At 62.8% G+C, this 16,870-nt stretch carries 15 protein-coding genes; 13 read left to right on the top strand and 2 right to left on the bottom strand.

Annotated features, from left to right (window positions below; translation table 11 throughout):
• Positions 1-162: 162 nt before the first annotated feature.
• Positions 163-1,644, bottom strand: coding sequence for a xanthine dehydrogenase small subunit (xdhA, locus tag EN943_RS15225; RefSeq protein WP_127413242.1), 1,482 nt, complete (start codon positions 1,642-1,644; stop codon positions 163-165).
• Between the two features lie 3 nt (positions 1,645-1,647).
• Positions 1,648-2,022, bottom strand: coding sequence for a hydroxyisourate hydrolase (gene uraH, locus EN943_RS15220; protein ID WP_127413240.1), 375 nt, complete (start codon positions 2,020-2,022; stop codon positions 1,648-1,650).
• Positions 2,023-2,225: 203 nt separating this feature from the next.
• Between uraH and puuE the strand changes: the two genes are divergently transcribed.
• The 13 genes from puuE to EN943_RS15155 form a co-directional block, all read left to right on the top strand.
• The gene (gene puuE, locus EN943_RS15215; RefSeq protein ID WP_127413238.1) at positions 2,226-3,644 is read left to right on the top strand and encodes an allantoinase PuuE; all 1,419 of its coding nucleotides are present in this window, start codon (positions 2,226-2,228) and stop codon (positions 3,642-3,644) included.
• A gap of 10 nt (positions 3,645-3,654) precedes the next feature.
• Positions 3,655-4,518 (top strand): bifunctional allantoicase/(S)-ureidoglycine aminohydrolase, encoded by an 864-nt coding sequence (locus tag EN943_RS15210; protein ID WP_127413236.1) that lies wholly within the window; start codon positions 3,655-3,657, stop codon positions 4,516-4,518.
• Positions 4,515-5,006 (top strand): ureidoglycolate lyase, encoded by a 492-nt coding sequence (locus tag EN943_RS15205; RefSeq protein ID WP_127413234.1) that lies wholly within the window; start codon positions 4,515-4,517, stop codon positions 5,004-5,006. The genes EN943_RS15210 and EN943_RS15205 overlap by 4 nt, the downstream gene beginning before the upstream one ends.
• A gap of 66 nt (positions 5,007-5,072) precedes the next feature.
• Positions 5,073-5,666 (top strand): nucleoside deaminase, encoded by a 594-nt coding sequence (locus tag EN943_RS15200; RefSeq protein ID WP_127413232.1) that lies wholly within the window; start codon positions 5,073-5,075, stop codon positions 5,664-5,666.
• Between the two features lie 82 nt (positions 5,667-5,748).
• Positions 5,749-7,734, top strand: a complete 1,986-nt coding sequence (locus EN943_RS15195; protein ID WP_127413230.1) for a CocE/NonD family hydrolase — start codon at positions 5,749-5,751, stop codon at positions 7,732-7,734.
• A 154-nt stretch (positions 7,735-7,888) separates the two neighbouring features.
• Entirely contained in the window at positions 7,889-9,475 is a 1,587-nt protein-coding gene (locus EN943_RS15190) for an ABC transporter substrate-binding protein (protein WP_027039886.1), read from the top strand.
• Between the two features lie 15 nt (positions 9,476-9,490).
• Positions 9,491-10,450 (top strand): ABC transporter permease, encoded by a 960-nt coding sequence (locus EN943_RS15185; RefSeq protein ID WP_027039887.1) that lies wholly within the window; start codon positions 9,491-9,493, stop codon positions 10,448-10,450.
• Between the two features lie 9 nt (positions 10,451-10,459).
• Entirely contained in the window at positions 10,460-11,284 is an 825-nt protein-coding gene (locus tag EN943_RS15180; protein ID WP_127413221.1) for an ABC transporter permease, read from the top strand.
• Complete coding sequence (locus EN943_RS15175; RefSeq protein WP_127413219.1) at positions 11,284-12,939, top strand: ABC transporter ATP-binding protein; 1,656 nt, start codon at positions 11,284-11,286, stop codon at positions 12,937-12,939. The genes EN943_RS15180 and EN943_RS15175 overlap by 1 nt, the downstream gene beginning before the upstream one ends.
• A gap of 184 nt (positions 12,940-13,123) precedes the next feature.
• Positions 13,124-14,713 carry an ABC transporter substrate-binding protein gene (locus EN943_RS15170; RefSeq protein WP_127413218.1) on the top strand — a complete coding sequence of 530 codons (1,590 nt, stop codon included), beginning with the start codon at positions 13,124-13,126 and terminating at the stop codon, positions 14,711-14,713.
• A 99-nt stretch (positions 14,714-14,812) separates the two neighbouring features.
• Positions 14,813-15,652, top strand: coding sequence for an alkaline phosphatase family protein (locus EN943_RS15165; protein ID WP_127413216.1), 840 nt, complete (start codon positions 14,813-14,815; stop codon positions 15,650-15,652).
• A gap of 160 nt (positions 15,653-15,812) precedes the next feature.
• Complete coding sequence (locus tag EN943_RS15160) at positions 15,813-16,379, top strand: sigma-70 family RNA polymerase sigma factor (protein ID WP_127413214.1); 567 nt, start codon at positions 15,813-15,815, stop codon at positions 16,377-16,379.
• Positions 16,376-16,870 (top strand): anti-sigma factor (locus EN943_RS15155; RefSeq protein WP_127413213.1); only part of this gene is annotated, 495 nt, incomplete at its 3' end. The genes EN943_RS15160 and EN943_RS15155, both read left to right, overlap by 4 nt.

Below are 16,870 nucleotides of genomic sequence, written 5' to 3'. Positions count from 1 at the left end.
CGAAGGGCCGGATGAGGGGCAGCACTGACGCTGACAATCTCGCGGACAAAGACCGACGACGGCGCCGCCCCTCATCTGCCTGCCGGCATCTTCTCCCCGTGAACGGGGAGAAGGACGCTACTCGCGACCATTCGGCTGTTTGCTCGCTGGCGTTGAAATACATCAGGCCGCCTCGTTGCGTGATATCTGGATGGGTGCCTTGATGCTGGAAGTCTCGGCAAAAAAGCGCAACAGCAGGTTTTTCGCTGCTAGGGCGCGATATTCGGCCGAGGCCCGCATATCGGTGAGCGGGGTGAAATCCCTGGCATATTCGGCCGTCGCTGCCTCAACCGTCTGTTCGGTCCACGGCTTGCCGAGCAGCGCTTTTTCGACAAAAGACGCCCGCTTCGGCGTCGCCGCCATGCCGCCATAGGCGATGCGCACCTCCGCCACCCTGCCATCCCCAGTCAGCGTCAGGAAGAAGGCGCCGAGGGCTGCGGTAATGTCTTCATCGCGGCGCTTGGTGATCTTGTAGACAGCAAATTTTGTGTCCTTGGCGGGAATAGGAACGTGTACGGCTTCGACGAATTCGCCCTGCTGTCGATCCTGTTTGCCATAGGCGATGAAGAACGTTTCCAACGGGATCGTCCGCCGCTTCTTGCCCTTGCGCAGGAGGAGGCGTGCGCCGAGCGCGATCAAGGGCGGCGGCGTGTCGCCGATCGGCGAGCCGTTGGCGATGTTGCCGCCGATGGTGCCCATGTTGCGCACCTGCTCGCCGCCGATGCGATCGAACAATGGCCCCAGCGCCGGGATGCGCTTCGCCAGCGTCGCGAAGGCGTCAGTGTAGGTGACGCCGGCGCCGATCGAAATGACGCCCCTGTCTTCCGAGATGGTGCAAAGTCCGTCGAGATTGCCGATGAAAATGGCCGGCGAAATATCGCGCATATGCTTGGTCACCCATAGGCCGACATCGGTAGAGCCGGCAACTATGGTGGCGCCGGGTTCCTTGTCCAGCACGGCGGCGAAATCGTCGACATCGGCCGGCACGACCAGCCGCGCCTTGCCGGTTCCCATCTCGACCCGGGCGCCGTCATGCATGGCCTCGAGCCTCGCCGTGATCGCCTTGCGCTCCGCGGCCAGCGGGTCCTTTGCCGCGTTGCCGTAGCTGGAGATGGCATGCGCGGCGCGCATGATCGCCTCGTAACCGGTGCAGCGGCAGAGATTGCCTTGCAAGGCCTTTTCGATATCCGCGTTCGACGGGTCAGGCGACTTCATCCACAAGCCATAGAGCGACATGACGAAGCCCGGCGTGCAGAAGCCGCATTGCGAGCCATGGAAATCGACCATCGCCTGCTGCACCGGGTGCAATTGGCCTGGCCCGCCACGCAGATGCTCGACCGTCACGACGTGTGTGCCGTCGAGCGAGCCGAGGAAGCGGATGCAGGCATTGACGCTTTCATAGACCAGACCGCCAGCGGAGAGCTTGCCGACCAACACGGTGCAGGCGCCGCAGTCGCCCTCGGCGCAGCCCTCCTTGGTGCCGCGCAGCGAACGGTCGAGCCGCAGCCAGTCGAGCAGGGTCGCGTCGGGTGCCACCGACGAAAGCGCCACATCCCTGCCATTGAGGATGAAGCGGATCTCGCTGCGGATGCTAATTTTGGCCATGCCTCAGCTCCCCCTGTAGGTCGAGTAGCCGTAAGGCGAGACCAGCAGTGGCACATGATAGTGCACCGGTTCGGCCATGCCGAAGCGGATTGGTATCACATCGAGAAAGGCGGGTTTCGGCAGGTTCAGCCCCTGCTGGCGCAAATAGTCGCCGGCGGCGAAGACCAGTTCGTATTCGCCGATGCGGAACTCCGCGCCGGCGAGCAGCGGCTTGTCGCAACGGCCGTCGGCATTGGTGACAACGGTCTTCAAATGTGTCCGCGCCTTGCCCTCGAAGTGATAAAGCGCGATCGACAGTCCCGCCGCCGGCTTGCCGGTCGCCGTGTCGAGGACATGGGTCGTCAGACGCCCGCCATCGGCATTCGACGTTTCTGCCATTGGCCGCCTCCCATTTCCGGTACGAGCGAATTGGCCCGGTACGATCAAGTATCAACAGTGAATTGTGCGCCAATTAAAGGCGATGCATAAGTCCCGGTCGAGCGGAGTGCGACAAAAACACTTTCAAAAATTTTCGGGGGAATGCGAGAGGCACCCTTTCGATATCCTGATCATACTTCGGGCCATGCCCGGCGGGAGGGACGATGCGTTACAGCAGAGACATGCGCGGCTATGGAGCCAATCCGCCGGACCCGAAATGGCCTGGCGGCGCACACGTCGCCGTGCAGTTCGTCGTCAATTACGAGGAAGGCGGCGAAAACTGCGTGCTGCACGGCGACAAGGCTTCTGAAGCCTTCCTGTCGGAAATCGTCGGCGCAGCGCCCTGGGTGGGCCAGCGCCACTGGAACATGGAATCCATCTACGAATACGGCGCCCGCGCCGGCTTCTGGCGGCTGCTCCGGCTGTTCACCGAGGCGCAGGTGCCGATTACCTGCTACGGCGTCGCCACCGCACTCGCCCGCTCGCCGGATCAGGTGGCGGCGATGCAGGAAGCCGGCTGGGAGATTGCTTCGCACGGGCTGAGATGGATCGACTACCGCGACCACAGCGCCGAGGATGAGCGCCGCGACCTCGAGGCGGCGATCAAACTGCATTACGAGGTGACCGGCGCGCGCCCGACCGGCTGGTATACCGGTCGCACATCAATCAACACAGTGCGGATTGTGGCAGAGGAAGGCGGTTTCGACTATGTGTCGGACACCTATGACGACGAGCTGCCCTACTGGTTCGAGCATGAGGGCGGCGCGCAGCTCATCATTCCCTATACGCTCGATGCCAACGACATGCGGTTCGCCACGCCGCAAGGTTTCAACTCGGGCGACCAGTTCTTTGCCTATTTGAAGGACAGCTTCGATACGCTCTATGCCGAGGGCAAGGCCGGCCGGCCACGCATGATGAACATCGGCCTGCATTGCCGCCTCGTCGGGCGGCCGGGCCGGGTGGCGGCGCTGAAGCGCTTCGTCGACTATGTGAAGTCGCACGACAAGGTCTGGCTGGCGAGGCGCATCGACATCGCCCGCCACTGGCAAGAGGTCAATCCTTATCAACCGGCGGCGCTCAGACCGTCGAAGATGGAATTCGAGACCTTCGTCCACACTTTCGGCGGCGTGTTCGAGCATTCGCCCTGGATCGCCGAACGCGCCTACGAATTGGAACTGGGCCCGGCGCATGACACTTCAGGCGGCCTGCACAACGCGCTTTGCCGTGTCTTCCGGTCCGCCAGCGAGACCGAGCGGCTTTCGGTGCTCAACGCCCATCCCGACCTTGCCGGCAAGCTGGCCAAGGCCAAACGGCTGACGGCGGAATCGACCAGGGAACAGGCCTCGGCCGGCCTCGACGCGCTGACCGACAAGGAGCGCGAACTGTTTTCCAAGCTGAACGCCGCCTACGTCACCACCTTCGGCTTTCCCTTCATCATCGCGGTGAAGGGCAAGACGAGGCAAGAAATCCTGGCGGAGTTCGAGGCGCGCATCGGCAACAGCCGCGGCGTCGAATTCGAGACCGCCTGCAAACAGGTCGAGCGCATCGCACTGCTCCGCCTCAAGGACATGCTTCCGCAATAGGTTTGAACCCATGGATACGATCAGGATGCCCGAGCGAACCTATTATGCTCCACATGGCGGCCACCCCGGCCAGAGCGAGCTTCTGACCGGCCGCGCCGTCTTCACCGAGGCCTATGCCGTCATTCCCCGGGGTGTGATGCAGGACATCGTGACCAGCGCCTTGCCGTTCTGGGACGAGACCCGCGTCTGGATCTTGTCGCGACCGCTATCCGGTTTTGCCGAGACGTTCTCGCAATACATTGTCGAGGTCGCGCCCGGCGGCGGCAGCGAGCGGCCGGAACCCGATGCCGGCGCCGAAGGCGCGCTGTTCGTGGTTGAAGGCGAGCTGACGGTTCTGCTTGCCGGCAAGAAGCACGTCTTGCGGCCCGGCGGCTTTGCCTTCCTGCCGCCGGCCAGCGGTTGGACGGTTCGCAACGAAAGCAAGGCCGACGTGCGCTTCCACTGGATTCGCAAGGCTTACGAGGTGGTCGACGGTCTCGATGTGCCGGAAGCCTTCTTCACCAACGAGCAGGAGATCGTGCCGACGCCGATGCCCGGCACCGAAGGCCGCTGGGCGACGACGCGTTTCGTCGATCCGGCCGATTTGCGCCACGACATGCACATGACCATTGTCACGCTGGAACCCGGCGCGGTCATTCCCTTCGCCGAGACCCATGTCATGGAGCATGGGCTCTATGTGCTGGAGGGCAAGGCGGTCTATCGCCTCAACCAGGACTGGGTCGAGGTCGAGGCCGGCGACTATATGTGGCTGCGCGCCTTCTGCCCGCAGGCCTGCTATGCGGGCGGCCCGGGCAAATTCCGCTATCTGCTCTACAAGGACGTCAACCGGCACGCCAAGCTCGGCGGCGCCGGTTTCCCCGGGCGGACGCCGTGACGCGGATCATTGCGCGGCCACTGACCCGCGAGAGCTTTGCTCCTTTCGGCGACGTCATCGACATGGGCGGCGACAACCACTACCCGATCAATGGCGGCAGGGCCGAGCGCTATCACGATCTGGCTACCGCCGAGGCGACCGGACTGAACGCCCGCGTGCTGATCTCGATGGTGCGCGGCACGCCTTACGAACTGCCGTTGAAGCTGAGCATGGTCGAGCGCCACCCGTTTGGCAGCCAGGCCTTCATTCCGCTCTCGCCGCGCCCCTTTCTGGTCGTGGTCTGTCATGACGGAGAGCAGGGGCCGGGCGAACCGCATGCCTTCATCACCGCCCCCGGACAAGGCATCAATTACCGGCGCAATCTCTGGCATGGCGTGCTGACGCCGCTCGGCGAGGCCCAGGACTTCCTGATCGTCGACCGTGGCGGTGACGGTTCCAACCTCGAAGAGTTCCATTTCTCGCACGCCTACGAGATCCATCTCCCATAATTTTTTGCGTGTCGTTACCCCAAACCCGGGGGCATTTTGGGGCGACATGCAGCAGGAGACCCCCTGATGACCGATATTTCACTGATCGACCGCCTGCTCGATGTGATCGAGCACGACATCGTGCCGAAGACGGCCGACGGCGTTACCCATGGCAACAAGCTGTTCGGCGCGGCGATCCTGCGCAAGGACGACCGTTCGCTGGTGCTGGCCGAAACCAACAACGAGATGGAAAACCCGCTCTGGCATGGCGAGGTACACTGCCTGAAGCGCTTCTACGAAATGCCCAGGGCTGAGCGCGTCGATACGAAAGACGCCATCTTCATCGCCACGCACGAACCCTGCTCGCTGTGCCTGTCGGCGATCACCTGGACCGGCTTCGACAATTTCTACTATCTGTTCAGCCACGAGGATTCGCGCGACAGTTTTGATATCCCGCACGACCTGAAGATCCTGAAAGAGGTCTTCACCCTCGATCCCGGCGGCTACAACGCCGAGAATGCCTATTGGAAGAGCTTTTCCATACGTCGGTTGGTGCGAGCTTTGCCCGAAGCCGAGCGGCAACGGCTGGAAACACGTATCGGCGCGATTTCGGCGCGCTACGACGAGTTGTCCGGCGTCTATCAAGCGAACAAGGACGATAACGACATTCCGCTGAACTGACGCGGATTGACCAGCCGAATTCGTTGGCTGGCCCACGACGCGGCACGGCAGGCTCCATCATCTGGCGATCCTGGAGCATGCCATGAAAACCGTCACCGAATTTGCCCGCAAAATCGTCGAATTCCCGGACATGGGCATCGTCATGCCGGATGGCTGCCGGCTGTCGGCGCGGGTGTGGATGCCGGAGGATGCCGGCGATGATCCGGTGCCGGCAATCCTGGAGCATCTGCCCTACCGCAAGCGCGACGGCACCATCTTTCGCGATCAGCTGACGCATCCTTATTTCGCTGGCCACGGCTATGCCTCGATCCGCGTCGACATGCGCGGCAATGGCGATTCCGAAGGGCTGATGGACGACGAATATTCCGAGCAGGAATTGCAGGACGCCTGCGACGTCATCGCCTGGGCGGCAAGCCAGCCTTGGTGCAACGGCAATGTCGGCATGATGGGCATTTCCTGGGGCGGCTTCAACTGCCTGCAGGTGGCGGCCAAGCAGCCGCCGGCGCTCAAAGCGGTGATCAGCCTGTGCTCGACCGTCGACCGCTATGCCGACGACATCCACTACAAGGGTGGCTGCCTGCTGACCGAGAATTTCGGCTGGGCCTCGACCATGCTCTCCTACTCGTCGCGGCCGCCGGACCCGCTGCTGGCCGGCGACAACAGATGGCGCGATCTGTGGCTGACCCGGCTGGAGAACCAATCCTTCCTGGCGCCGCTGTGGCTCAAGCATCAGCACCGGGATGCCTACTGGAAGCGCGGCTCGATCTGCGAGGATTTTTCCGCTGTCAAAGCCGCCGTGCTGTCGATCGGCGGCTGGCATGACGGCTACCGCAACACTGTCTCGCATCTGGCCAGCAACATCGAAGCCCCGGTCAAGGGCATTATGGGGCCATGGATTCACAAATACCCGCATTACGCAGGACCAAAACCCGCCATCGGCTTCCTGCAGGAGGCTCTGCGCTGGTGGGACCGCTGGCTGAAGGGTGCCGACACCGGTGTCGAGTCCGACCCGGCCTACCGCGCCTATGTCATGGACAGCGTGCGTCCGGCGCGCTGGCACCCCGAGCGTCCCGGCCGTTGGGTGGCGGAGCAGGAATGGCCCTCGCCAACCATCCAGACGCAAACGGTCGATCTGATCCCCGCAACGGAAAAACCCGCCATTGTTGCCTCGCCGCAAAGCTGCGGCCTGGCCGGCGGCGAGTATTTTCCCTTCACCTTCGGCCCCGAACTGCCCGGCGACCAACGCCCCGACGATGCCCTGTCGGTGTGTTTCGACCAGCCGGAACTCAGCGAGCCGATCGACATCGTCGGAGCGCCGGAGGTCGAGTTGCAGCTATCCTCTGATCGTCCGCAGGCCAACATCGCGGTCCGGCTTTGCGATGTGCATCCCGACGGCGCCTCGGAGTTGATCTCCTATGGCGTGCTCAATCTGACGCATCGCAATTCGCACGAATTCCCGGAGGCGCTGGTGCCGGGTGAAACCGTCTCGGTGCGCGTCGTGCTCGATCAATGCGCCTATCGGGTGCCGGCCGGCCACCGGCTGCGTGTTGCCGTTTCGAACGCCTATTGGCCTGCCATCTGGCCGTCGCCAGAGCGGGTACAGCTCACCTTGTGGGCGGCGACGCTCAGCTTGCCGCTGCGGCCGCTGGCGACAGGCGACGAGGTAACGTTCGCCGAGCCGGAAGGGGCCACTCCCTGGGCAACAGAGACGATCCGCGCCGCCAATTCCGAGCGCCATGTCGATCGTGATGAAAAGACCGGAATGGTGACACTTTCCATATCAGATGATTTCGGCGAGGTCCGCGATCTCGCCCATGGCCTCGCCAATGGCAGCATCGCCCGCGAGACCTGGACGATCCATCCCGACGACCCGCTGTCGGCCTCGGGGAAGACGCACTGGACGCAGACCCTGTCGCGAAACGGATGGTCGGTACGCACCGAAACGACAGCCGAAATGCGATCGGACGCGCAAAACTTCATCGTCAGCGCCAGAATCGAGGCCTATGAGGACGAAACCCTCGTCTTCGAGCGCAATTTCGAAGAGAAGGTGCCGCGCGCACTTCTTTGAGCGCCGATTCCATTGGTCCAATTGCGACGTACGATTTACGCCACGGCATGTCGCATTCGGTCTTGCTTACCGCTTTCCCTTGCGGTCATTATTCTCCTCACAAGAAACAAGAAAAACGACCGCAGAGTCGAGCCAACAGAGTGAGGAACTCAAAATGTCGAACGAACTGGAATTTCTTAGCCGGCGTGTCGCGTCGGGCAAACTGAGCCGTCGTGATTTTCTCGGCCGGGCGGCGGCGCTCGGTATCTCCGCGCCCTTCGCCAACTCGCTGCTTTCAAGCGCTGCACGCGCGGCAGGTCCGGTCAAGGGCGGCACACTGAAGGCCGGCCTGGTCGGCGGTGAATCCACCAACAGCCTCGACCCGGCACTGATGATGACCCAGGTGCCGTTCGCCTTCGGCAAGATGTGGGGCGAATTGATTGTCGAGTTGTCCCCCGAGGGCAAGCTCGAGAACCGCATCGCCGAAGAGATCGGCTCAACACCGGACGCCAAGACCTGGACGCTGAAGATCCGTGACGGCGTCGAATTCCACAACGGCAAGACGGTAACCGCCGAGGACGTGGCCGCCACGCTCGAGCGCCATTCCGACGAGAAATCGAAGTCCGGCGCGCTCGGCTACATGAAGGGCATCGAGACCATCAAGGCCAGCGGCAAGGAAGTCGTGCTGACCCTGAAGGAAGCCAATGCCGACTTGCCCTATTTGCTCAGCGACTACCACCTGATCGTCCAGCCCAATGGCGGCAAGGACAAGGCCGATGCCGGCATCTCCGCCGGTCCCTACAAGGTCACCACCAACGAGCCCGGCGTGCGCCATGGCGGCGAACGTTTCGCCAATTACTGGCAGGGCGACAAGATGGGCCATGCCGACCAGATCGAGATCATCGTCATCAACGATGCCACCGCGCGTACGGCGGCACTGCAAGGCGGCCAGGTCAACATGATCAACCGCGTCGAGCCGAAGATCGTCGACCTTATCAAGCGCCTGCCGGGCGTGACCATCCGCAACCATGCGGGTCCTGGCCACTATGTGTTCATCGCGCATTGCAACACAGCACCCTTCGACAACAACGATCTGCGCATGGCCCTGAAGCTGGCCATCGACCGCGAAGAAATGCTGGACAAGATCCTGCGTGGCTACGGTTCGATCGGCAACGACTTCCCGATCAACGCATCCTACCCGCTGTTCAGCGAGATCGAGCAGCGCAAATATGATCCCGACAAGGCCAAGTTCCACTTCAAGAAGTCGGGCCATGACGGCGCCGTGCTGCTGCGCACCTCGGATGTCGCCTTCCCCGGCGCTGTCGATGCCGCGCAACTCTATCAACAGAGCGCGGCCAAGGCCGGCATCACGCTGGAGATCAAGCGCGAACCGGGCGACGGCTACTGGTCGGAAGTCTGGAACAAGCAGCCCTTCTGCGCCTCCTACTGGGGCGGCCGCTCGACGCAGGACCAGATGTACTCGACCGCCTATCTGTCGACGGCCGACTGGAACGACACGCGTTTCAAGCGTCCGGATTTCGACAAGATGGTGCTGGCGGCCCGCGCCGAACTCGACGAGACCAAGCGCAAGGCGATGTACCACGACATGGCTGTCCTGGTCCGCGACGAAGGCGGCCTGATCCTGCCGATGTTCAACCAGTTCATCGACGCGACCGGCGCCAAGGTCGATGGCTGGGTCGACGATCCGCATCAGGAGTTGATGAACGGTTACGCCCTGGCGAAGTGTTGGCTGCAGGCCTGAGCCGGCTTTGCGGATATGTCTTCACCCATCCTGAAACTAATTGCCCAGCGCATTGCGCTGGGCATCGTCCTCTTGTTGGCCGTTTCGGTCCTGATCTTCGCCGGTACCCAGATCCTGCCCGGCGACGTCGCGCAAGCCATTCTCGGGCAATCGGCGACACCGGAGTCGCTCGCCAATCTGCGCGAGCAGCTCGGCCTCAACGATCCGGCCTACATCAGGTATTTCCGCTGGCTCGGCGGCGTGCTGACCGGCGATCTCGGCACGGCCATGTCGAGCGGGCAGGATATAGCCACGTCGATCAAGGGACGGCTGTGGAACACGCTGTTCCTCGCCTTCTGGGCGGCGGTCGTCGCCGTGCCGCTGGCGATCATCCTCGGCCTGATCGCGGTGCGCTACCGCAATGGCTGGGTCGACAAGCTGATCTCCGGGCTGGCGCTCGCCTCGACCTCGTTTCCCGAGTTCTTCATCGGCTACGTGCTGGTCTATTTCTTCGCCGTGAAGTGGCAAATCTTCCCCGGCATCTCGACCGTCTATGAGGGCATGCCGTTCGGCGAGCGCATGCAGGCGATCGCCTTGCCGGCAACGGCGCTGACGCTGGTCGTGCTCGCCCACATGATGCGCATGACACGCGCGGCGATCCTCAATGTTATGCAGTCGGCCTATGTCGAGACAGCGGAACTGAAAGGCCTGTCGGCCTTCAACGTCATCCGCAAGCACGCCTTCCCCAATGCCATCGCGCCGATCATCAACGTCGTCATGCTCAACCTCGCCTATCTGATCGTCGGCGTCGTCGTGGTCGAGGTGATCTTCGTCTATCCGGGCATGGGGCAGTATCTCGTCGACCACGTCACCAAACGCGACGTGCCGGTGGTGCAGGCGGTCGGCCTGATCTTCGCCGCTGTCTACATCAGCCTGAACATCATTGCGGACATCGGGGCTATCGTCGCCAATCCGCGTCTCAGACACCCGAAATAGGGGGCGGATATGCTCGATATCAAACGCATCCCCATCCCCGCGCTAATCGGCATTATCCTGACGACGCTGTTCGTGCTGGCGGCGGTCTTCGCACCGTGGATCGCACCGCACGGCAATGGCGAAATCGTCGGCGATGTCTGGGAACCGATGTCGACTGCCCATTTGCTGGGCACCGACAATCTCGGCCGCGACCTGCTTTCGCGCATGATCTACGGTGCCCGCATCACTTTGTTCATCGCGGTGCTGGCCACCGCGCTGTCATTCTCGCTCGGCGCCATCCTCGGCTTCTCGGCGGCCGTCTTCGGCGGCTGGTTCGATACGCTGCTGTCGCGCCTCGTCGATCTCTTGATGTCTATCCCGACGCTGATCATGGGTCTCGTCGTGCTGTCCGTGCTGCCGACCAATCTGGTGACGCTGATCCTGGTGATGGGCATTCTGGATTCGACCCGCGTCTATCGCCTGTCGCGCGCGGTCGCCGTCGACATCAACGTCATGGACTATGTCGAGGCGGCGAAACTGCGTGGTGAGGGCAGCGGCTGGATCATCTTCCGCGAAATCCTGCCCAACGCATTGTCGCCGCTGGTTTCCGAACTCGGCCTGCGCTTCATCTACGCGGTGCTGTTCCTGTCGACGCTGTCGTTCCTCGGCCTTGGCGTGCAGCCACCGGACGCCGACTGGGGCGGCATGGTCAAGGAAAACAAGGATGGCATCGTCTTCGGTATCGCGGCCGCGCTCATCCCGGCGGCGGCGATCGCCTTGCTGGCGATTTCCGTCAACCTGGTTGCCGACTGGGTGCTCAACCGGACGACAAGCCTCAAGGGAGGACGCGGGTGATGGCCGACACCAAAGCGAAACCTGGCCTGCTGCTCGACATCCGCAACCTGCGCATCGAGGCCACCGTCTTCCCGCCCGGCGAGCCGCCGAAGAACATCGTGCTGGTGCACGATGTCTCGCTGACGCTCGAGAAGGGCAAGGTGCTCGGCCTGATCGGCGAATCCGGGGCCGGCAAGTCGACCATCGGCCTGTCGTCGATGGGCTATGGCCGCGGTGGCGTGCGCATCACCGGCGGCGAGGTCATCCTGAACGGCCGCGACATCCTCAAGGGCGGCAAGGATGGCTTCCGCAAATTACGCGGCCGCGAAGTCTGCTATGTCGCGCAGTCGGCGGCAGCGGCCTTCAACCCGGCGCACAGACTGATGGACCAGGTGGTGGAAGCCACGTTGCTGCACGGTACGGCGACACGCGCCGAGGCCGAGAAGCGCGCGGTTGCGCTTTTCAAGAAGCTCAGCCTGCCCAACCCGGAAACCATCGGCGAGCGCTTTCCGCACCAGGTTTCGGGCGGTCAGCTGCAACGCGTGATGACGGCGATGGCGCTGTGCTCCGAGCCGGACCTGATCGTCTTCGACGAGCCGACAACGGCACTCGACGTGACGACGCAGATCGACGTGCTGGCGGCGATAAAGGACGCCATCCGCGACACCCATGTCGCTGCGCTCTACATCACGCACGACCTTGCCGTCGTCGCCCAGGTTTCGGACGAGATCATGGTGCTGCGCCATGGAAGGCTGGTCGAATGGGGCGGCACAAGGCAGATCATCAAGGAGCCGCGCCAGGAATACACCAACGCGCTTGTCTCGGTGCATGAGATCGAACACCAGGAGCAGAAGCCCGGCACGGCACCGTTCCTGTCGGTGAAGAACATCACCGCCGCCTATGGCGGCAGCCATATCAAGGTGCTGAAAAACGTCTCCGTCGACATCTATCCGGGACAGACGCTTGCCGTGGTCGGCGAGTCCGGCTCTGGCAAGTCGACGCTGGCGCGCGCCATCACCGGTCTGCTGCCGCCCGAACAGGGCACGGTCACCTTCGACGGACGTCCGCTGGCCAACCGGCTGGCCGACCGGCCGAAGGAGGATCTGCGCCAATTGCAGATGATCTACCAGATGGCCGACGTCGCGATGAATCCCCGCCAAACCGTCGCCACCATCATCGGCCGGCCGCTGGAGTTCTATTTCGGCATGCGCGGCCGCGAGCGCGACAGGCGCGTTACCGAACTGCTCGACAAGATCGAGATGGGCAAGGGCTTTTCCGACCGCTACCCGGCCGAGCTTTCCGGCGGCCAGAAGCAGCGCGTCTGCATTGCCCGATCGCTTGCCGCCAAGCCGAAGCTGATCATCTGCGACGAGGTGACCTCGGCGCTCGATCCGCTGGTCGCCAACGGCATCCTCAAGCTGCTGCTGGAACTGCAGAAGGAGGAGAACGTCGCCTATCTGTTCATCACCCATGACCTCGCCACTGTGAAGTCGATCGCCGATTCGATCGCGGTTATGTATCGCGGCGAGGTGGTGCGCTACGGCCCCAAGAACAAGGTGCTGAGCCCGCCCTTCGACGCCTATACCGACCTGCTGCTCTCCTCGGTTCCAGAGATGGAAATCGGCTGGCTGGAAAAGGCAATCAAGGGACGGCGCATGGCCAGCGCGGGGAACTAAAGCAATTCCGGAAAAACTGGGAACCAGTACTCCCGGAAGAAATGCATGGCGCTTCCCCCTGGAAATGCGTCAGACCAAGCCGCCACATGGTGGTGCCGGCGACCGTCATCCGGATGCAACACTAGAACGCCACACGTCCTTCGGGACGAGCGCCGCTCGCACGACTTTTAAACAGGGGTAGGACATGAAGACTGAACTCGATTATCTCGCCGAACTCGCCGGTCAAGGCCGGATATCGCGCCGCGCCTTTCTCGGGCGCGCCGCCGCGCTCGGCGTATCGGCGGCCCTGATGCCGGCGCTGGCCGGCAAGGCATTTGCCCAGACGGCGGTGAAGGGCGGTATCATCAAGGCCGGCCTGCAGGGCGGTGAATCCACCAACAGCCTCGATCCGGCGCTGAATCTCAGCCAGGTTACCTTCAGCTTCGGCAAGCTTTGGGGCGAGTATCTTGTGCGCCTCACACCGGACAACAAGCTGGTCAACCTGATTGCCGAGGAAATTGGCGCCTCATCCGACGCCAAGACATGGACGATCAAGATCCGCGATGGCATCGAGTTCCACAATGGCAAGACGGTCGGCGCGGAGGACGTTGCCGCCACCATCGAACGCCATGCCGACGAGAAGTCCAAGTCCGGAGCACTCGGCATCCTCAAGAACATCCAGGGCGTCAAGGCGAGCGGCAAGGAAGTCATCGTCACGCTCGGCGACGCCGATGCCGACTTCCCCTATCTGATGGCCGATTACCATCTCGTCATCCAGCCGAATGGCGGCAAGGACGATCCGAATGCCGGTATCAGCGCCGGACCCTACAAGGTTAGCGTCAACCAGCCAGGCGTGCGCCATGGCGGCGAGCGTTTCGCCAATTACTGGCTGGGCGACAAGGCCGGCCATGCCGACCAGGTCGAGATCATCGTCATCAATGATGCGACCGCACGGCTTGCAGCCTTGCAGGGCGGCCAGGTGCACATGATCAACCGCGTCGAACCCAAGGTCGTCGATCTCGTCAAGCGCATCGCGGGCGTTTCCATCGAGAACGTCTCGGGCAAGGGCTACTATCCGTTCAACATGTTCTGCGACACCGCACCTTTCGACAGCAACGATCTGCGCATGGCGCTGAAGCTGGCCATGGACCGCGACGAGATGCTGGAAAAGATCCTGCGCGGCTATGGCTCAGTGGGTAACGACTTCCCGATCAACGAGGCCTATCCGCTGTTTTCCGCCGACATCGAACAGCGCAAGTTCGATCCGGACAAGGCGGCGGCAGCCTACAAGAAGTCAGGCCACAGCGGCTCGATCGTGCTGCGCACCTCGGACGTCGCCTTCCCGGGCGCCGTCGATGCCGCACAGCTCTATCAGCAGTCCTGCGCCAAAGCCGGCATCAAGATCGAGATCAAGCGCGAGCCCGGCGATGGCTACTGGTCGGAGGTCTGGAACAAGCAGCCTTTCTCGCTCTCCTACTGGGGCGGACGCGCCACGCAGGACCAGATGTATTCCACCGGCTATGTCTCGACAGCCGACTGGAACGACACGCGCTTCAAGCGGCCGGAATTCGACAAGATGCTGTTTACCGCGCGCGGCGAGCTCGACCAGGCCAAGCGCCAGGCGATCTACCACGATATGGCAGTGATGATGCGTGACGAAGGCGGGCTGATCGTGCCCTTCTTCAACCAGTTCATCGACGCAGCCGCCACCAACAAGATCGGCGGCTATGCCAAGAGCCCTATCGGCGAAATGATGGACGGCTACGCGCTTGCCGAGTGCTGGCTCAACGCTTGAGCGGACTCTGATCGTCCGATTTCATCTATCAAGAACGCCGTGTGCCCGGGACGGCACACGGCGTTCCAGGTTCAAACCGCCAATCACATGGAGCAGCCCATGGCGCTCAAATCCAAACTTCTGCTGATCATCCTCGATGGGGTGCCTTACCGGAACTGGCGCCGGCTGATGGGCAATCTCGAAGGTTGGGTGCAATCGAGCGAGGCGTGCGTCTGGAAGATGCGCTCGGTGCTGCCGTCGACCTCGGCCTGCTGCTATGCGTCGATCCACACCGGGGTCTCACCGCAGGTGCACGGGATTCTCTCCAACGAGAACCGGTTCCGCGTCGAGCAGCCCGATATCTTCTCCGAGGTCAGCAAGGCAGGCGGCAAGACGGGGGCAGTGACCCATTCCTACTGGTCGGAATTCTTCCGCGCCTATCCGTTCAACCTGGCCGAGGACATGGAATTCGACGAGCCAAGCGGGCCGATCACGCATGGCCGCTTTCACACCATGACCGGTTACAATCTCCGCAACCAGATGACGCCGAGCGATGTCGACCTGTTCGCGACGCTGACCATGCTGACGAAACGCCATGGCATCGACTACGGCATCCTGCACACCTGCACGCTGGACTCGATGGGACACCGCTTCGGCCACGACTGCCACGAGATGGACCATGCCGTCTATGCGATGGACGGCATGCTGGCCGCCTTCCTGCCGCGCTGGATCGAAGCCGGCTATGAGGTGATCGTCACCGCCGATCACGGCCAGACCGATCGTGGCCATCATGGCGGCCATGATGACGAGATGCAGGATTTCGCGCTGTATTATTTCGGACCTGGAAAGGGGCCGCAGGCCGACACGCTGCTCGACCAGCTGCAGCTGGCGCCGACAGTGCTGAGCCGGCTGGGTGTGGCAATACCGGCGACGATGAAGGCGAAGGTTTTCTTGAGCTGAGCGCGGCCCTCCCTTCTCCCCTTGCGGGAGCAAGAAAAAGGCCCGGCTCTGGCAACCGCCCCGCTCTTCGGTTAGCCTCCGCAAAATTCCTTGGCGGAGGATGAACCTTTTTGGACCGATCAGCGACAGAGCAGACAGGAGCCAGGTGGCTCGACCGGCCATGACGGCAGCGACGGAGACCGATCGCGCGCTTGTCGACCGGGTCGCGAAGGGCGACCGTGCCGCCGTGCGGCTCCTGTTCATGCGTCACCACGCGCGGGTCTACCGCTTCGTGGCGCGCCAGACGGGATCGGAAATGATGGCCGACGATATCGCCAACGAAGTCTTCCTCGAGCTGTGGCGCCAGGCGCCCGGCTTCGAGGGACGCTCCGAAGTCTCCACATGGCTGCTCGGCATCGCCCGTTTCAAGGCGCTGTCCTTGCTGCGCAAGAAGAAGGAAGACTGGATCGACGACGAGGCCGCCGCCGCGGTGCCCGACGGCGCCGACACCCCGGAAGTCGTCACCATGAAGGAAGACAAGGCTGCCGCCCTGCGGCGCTTCGTTAACGCCTTGCCCGAAGAGCACCGCGTGGTGATCGATCTTGCCTATTATCACGGACAGTCGGTGAACGAGATCGGCGAGGTGCTCGACATTCCGGTCGCCACCGTCAAGACCCGGATGTTCTACGCCCGCAAGAAACTCGGCGAAGCCCTCAAGGCCGCCGGTTACGACAGGGGGTGGCCATGAGTGCCGCTGAAAAAATGTCGCGCCGCGACGAAATGGAAACGCTGCTGCCGTTCTATCTGAACGGCTCGCTGGAAGGTTCGGATCTGGAGGCCGTCGAGGAATGGCTGGCCAACGATCCCGCTGCACTTGCCGCCCTTGGCGAGGCTGAAGCCGAATTCTCCGGCGCCACGGCCGCCAACGAAGCGATCCGGCCGCCGGCCGATGCGCTCAGCCGCTTTGCCAAGGCACTCGACGCCGAGGCCGGGCCTGTCCGCAAGCCGGCAGAATCGTCCTGGCTGGCGCAGGCCTGGGGCCGCTTCATGGCGGTGCCGGTCGGTGTCGCCTGGGCGGCAGCCGCGGTTCTGCTGGCCCTGGTCATGGTGCAGTCGTTTGTCGAACCCGGCGGCAAGGGAAATGATTTCGAGATTGCCGGCGCGGAAAACGATCTGGCGAAAATGCCGTTCGCTCTGGTCAAGTTCAAGCCGGATGCCAAGATCTCTGACATATCCGCC

The sequence above is a fragment of the Mesorhizobium sp. M7A.F.Ca.US.006.01.1.1 genome (assembly GCF_003997935.1).
Classification (GTDB): domain Bacteria; phylum Pseudomonadota; class Alphaproteobacteria; order Rhizobiales; family Rhizobiaceae; genus Mesorhizobium.
Note: the sequence above shows the minus strand (reverse complement) of the source record. Positions and strands in the feature narration are given on the sequence as shown.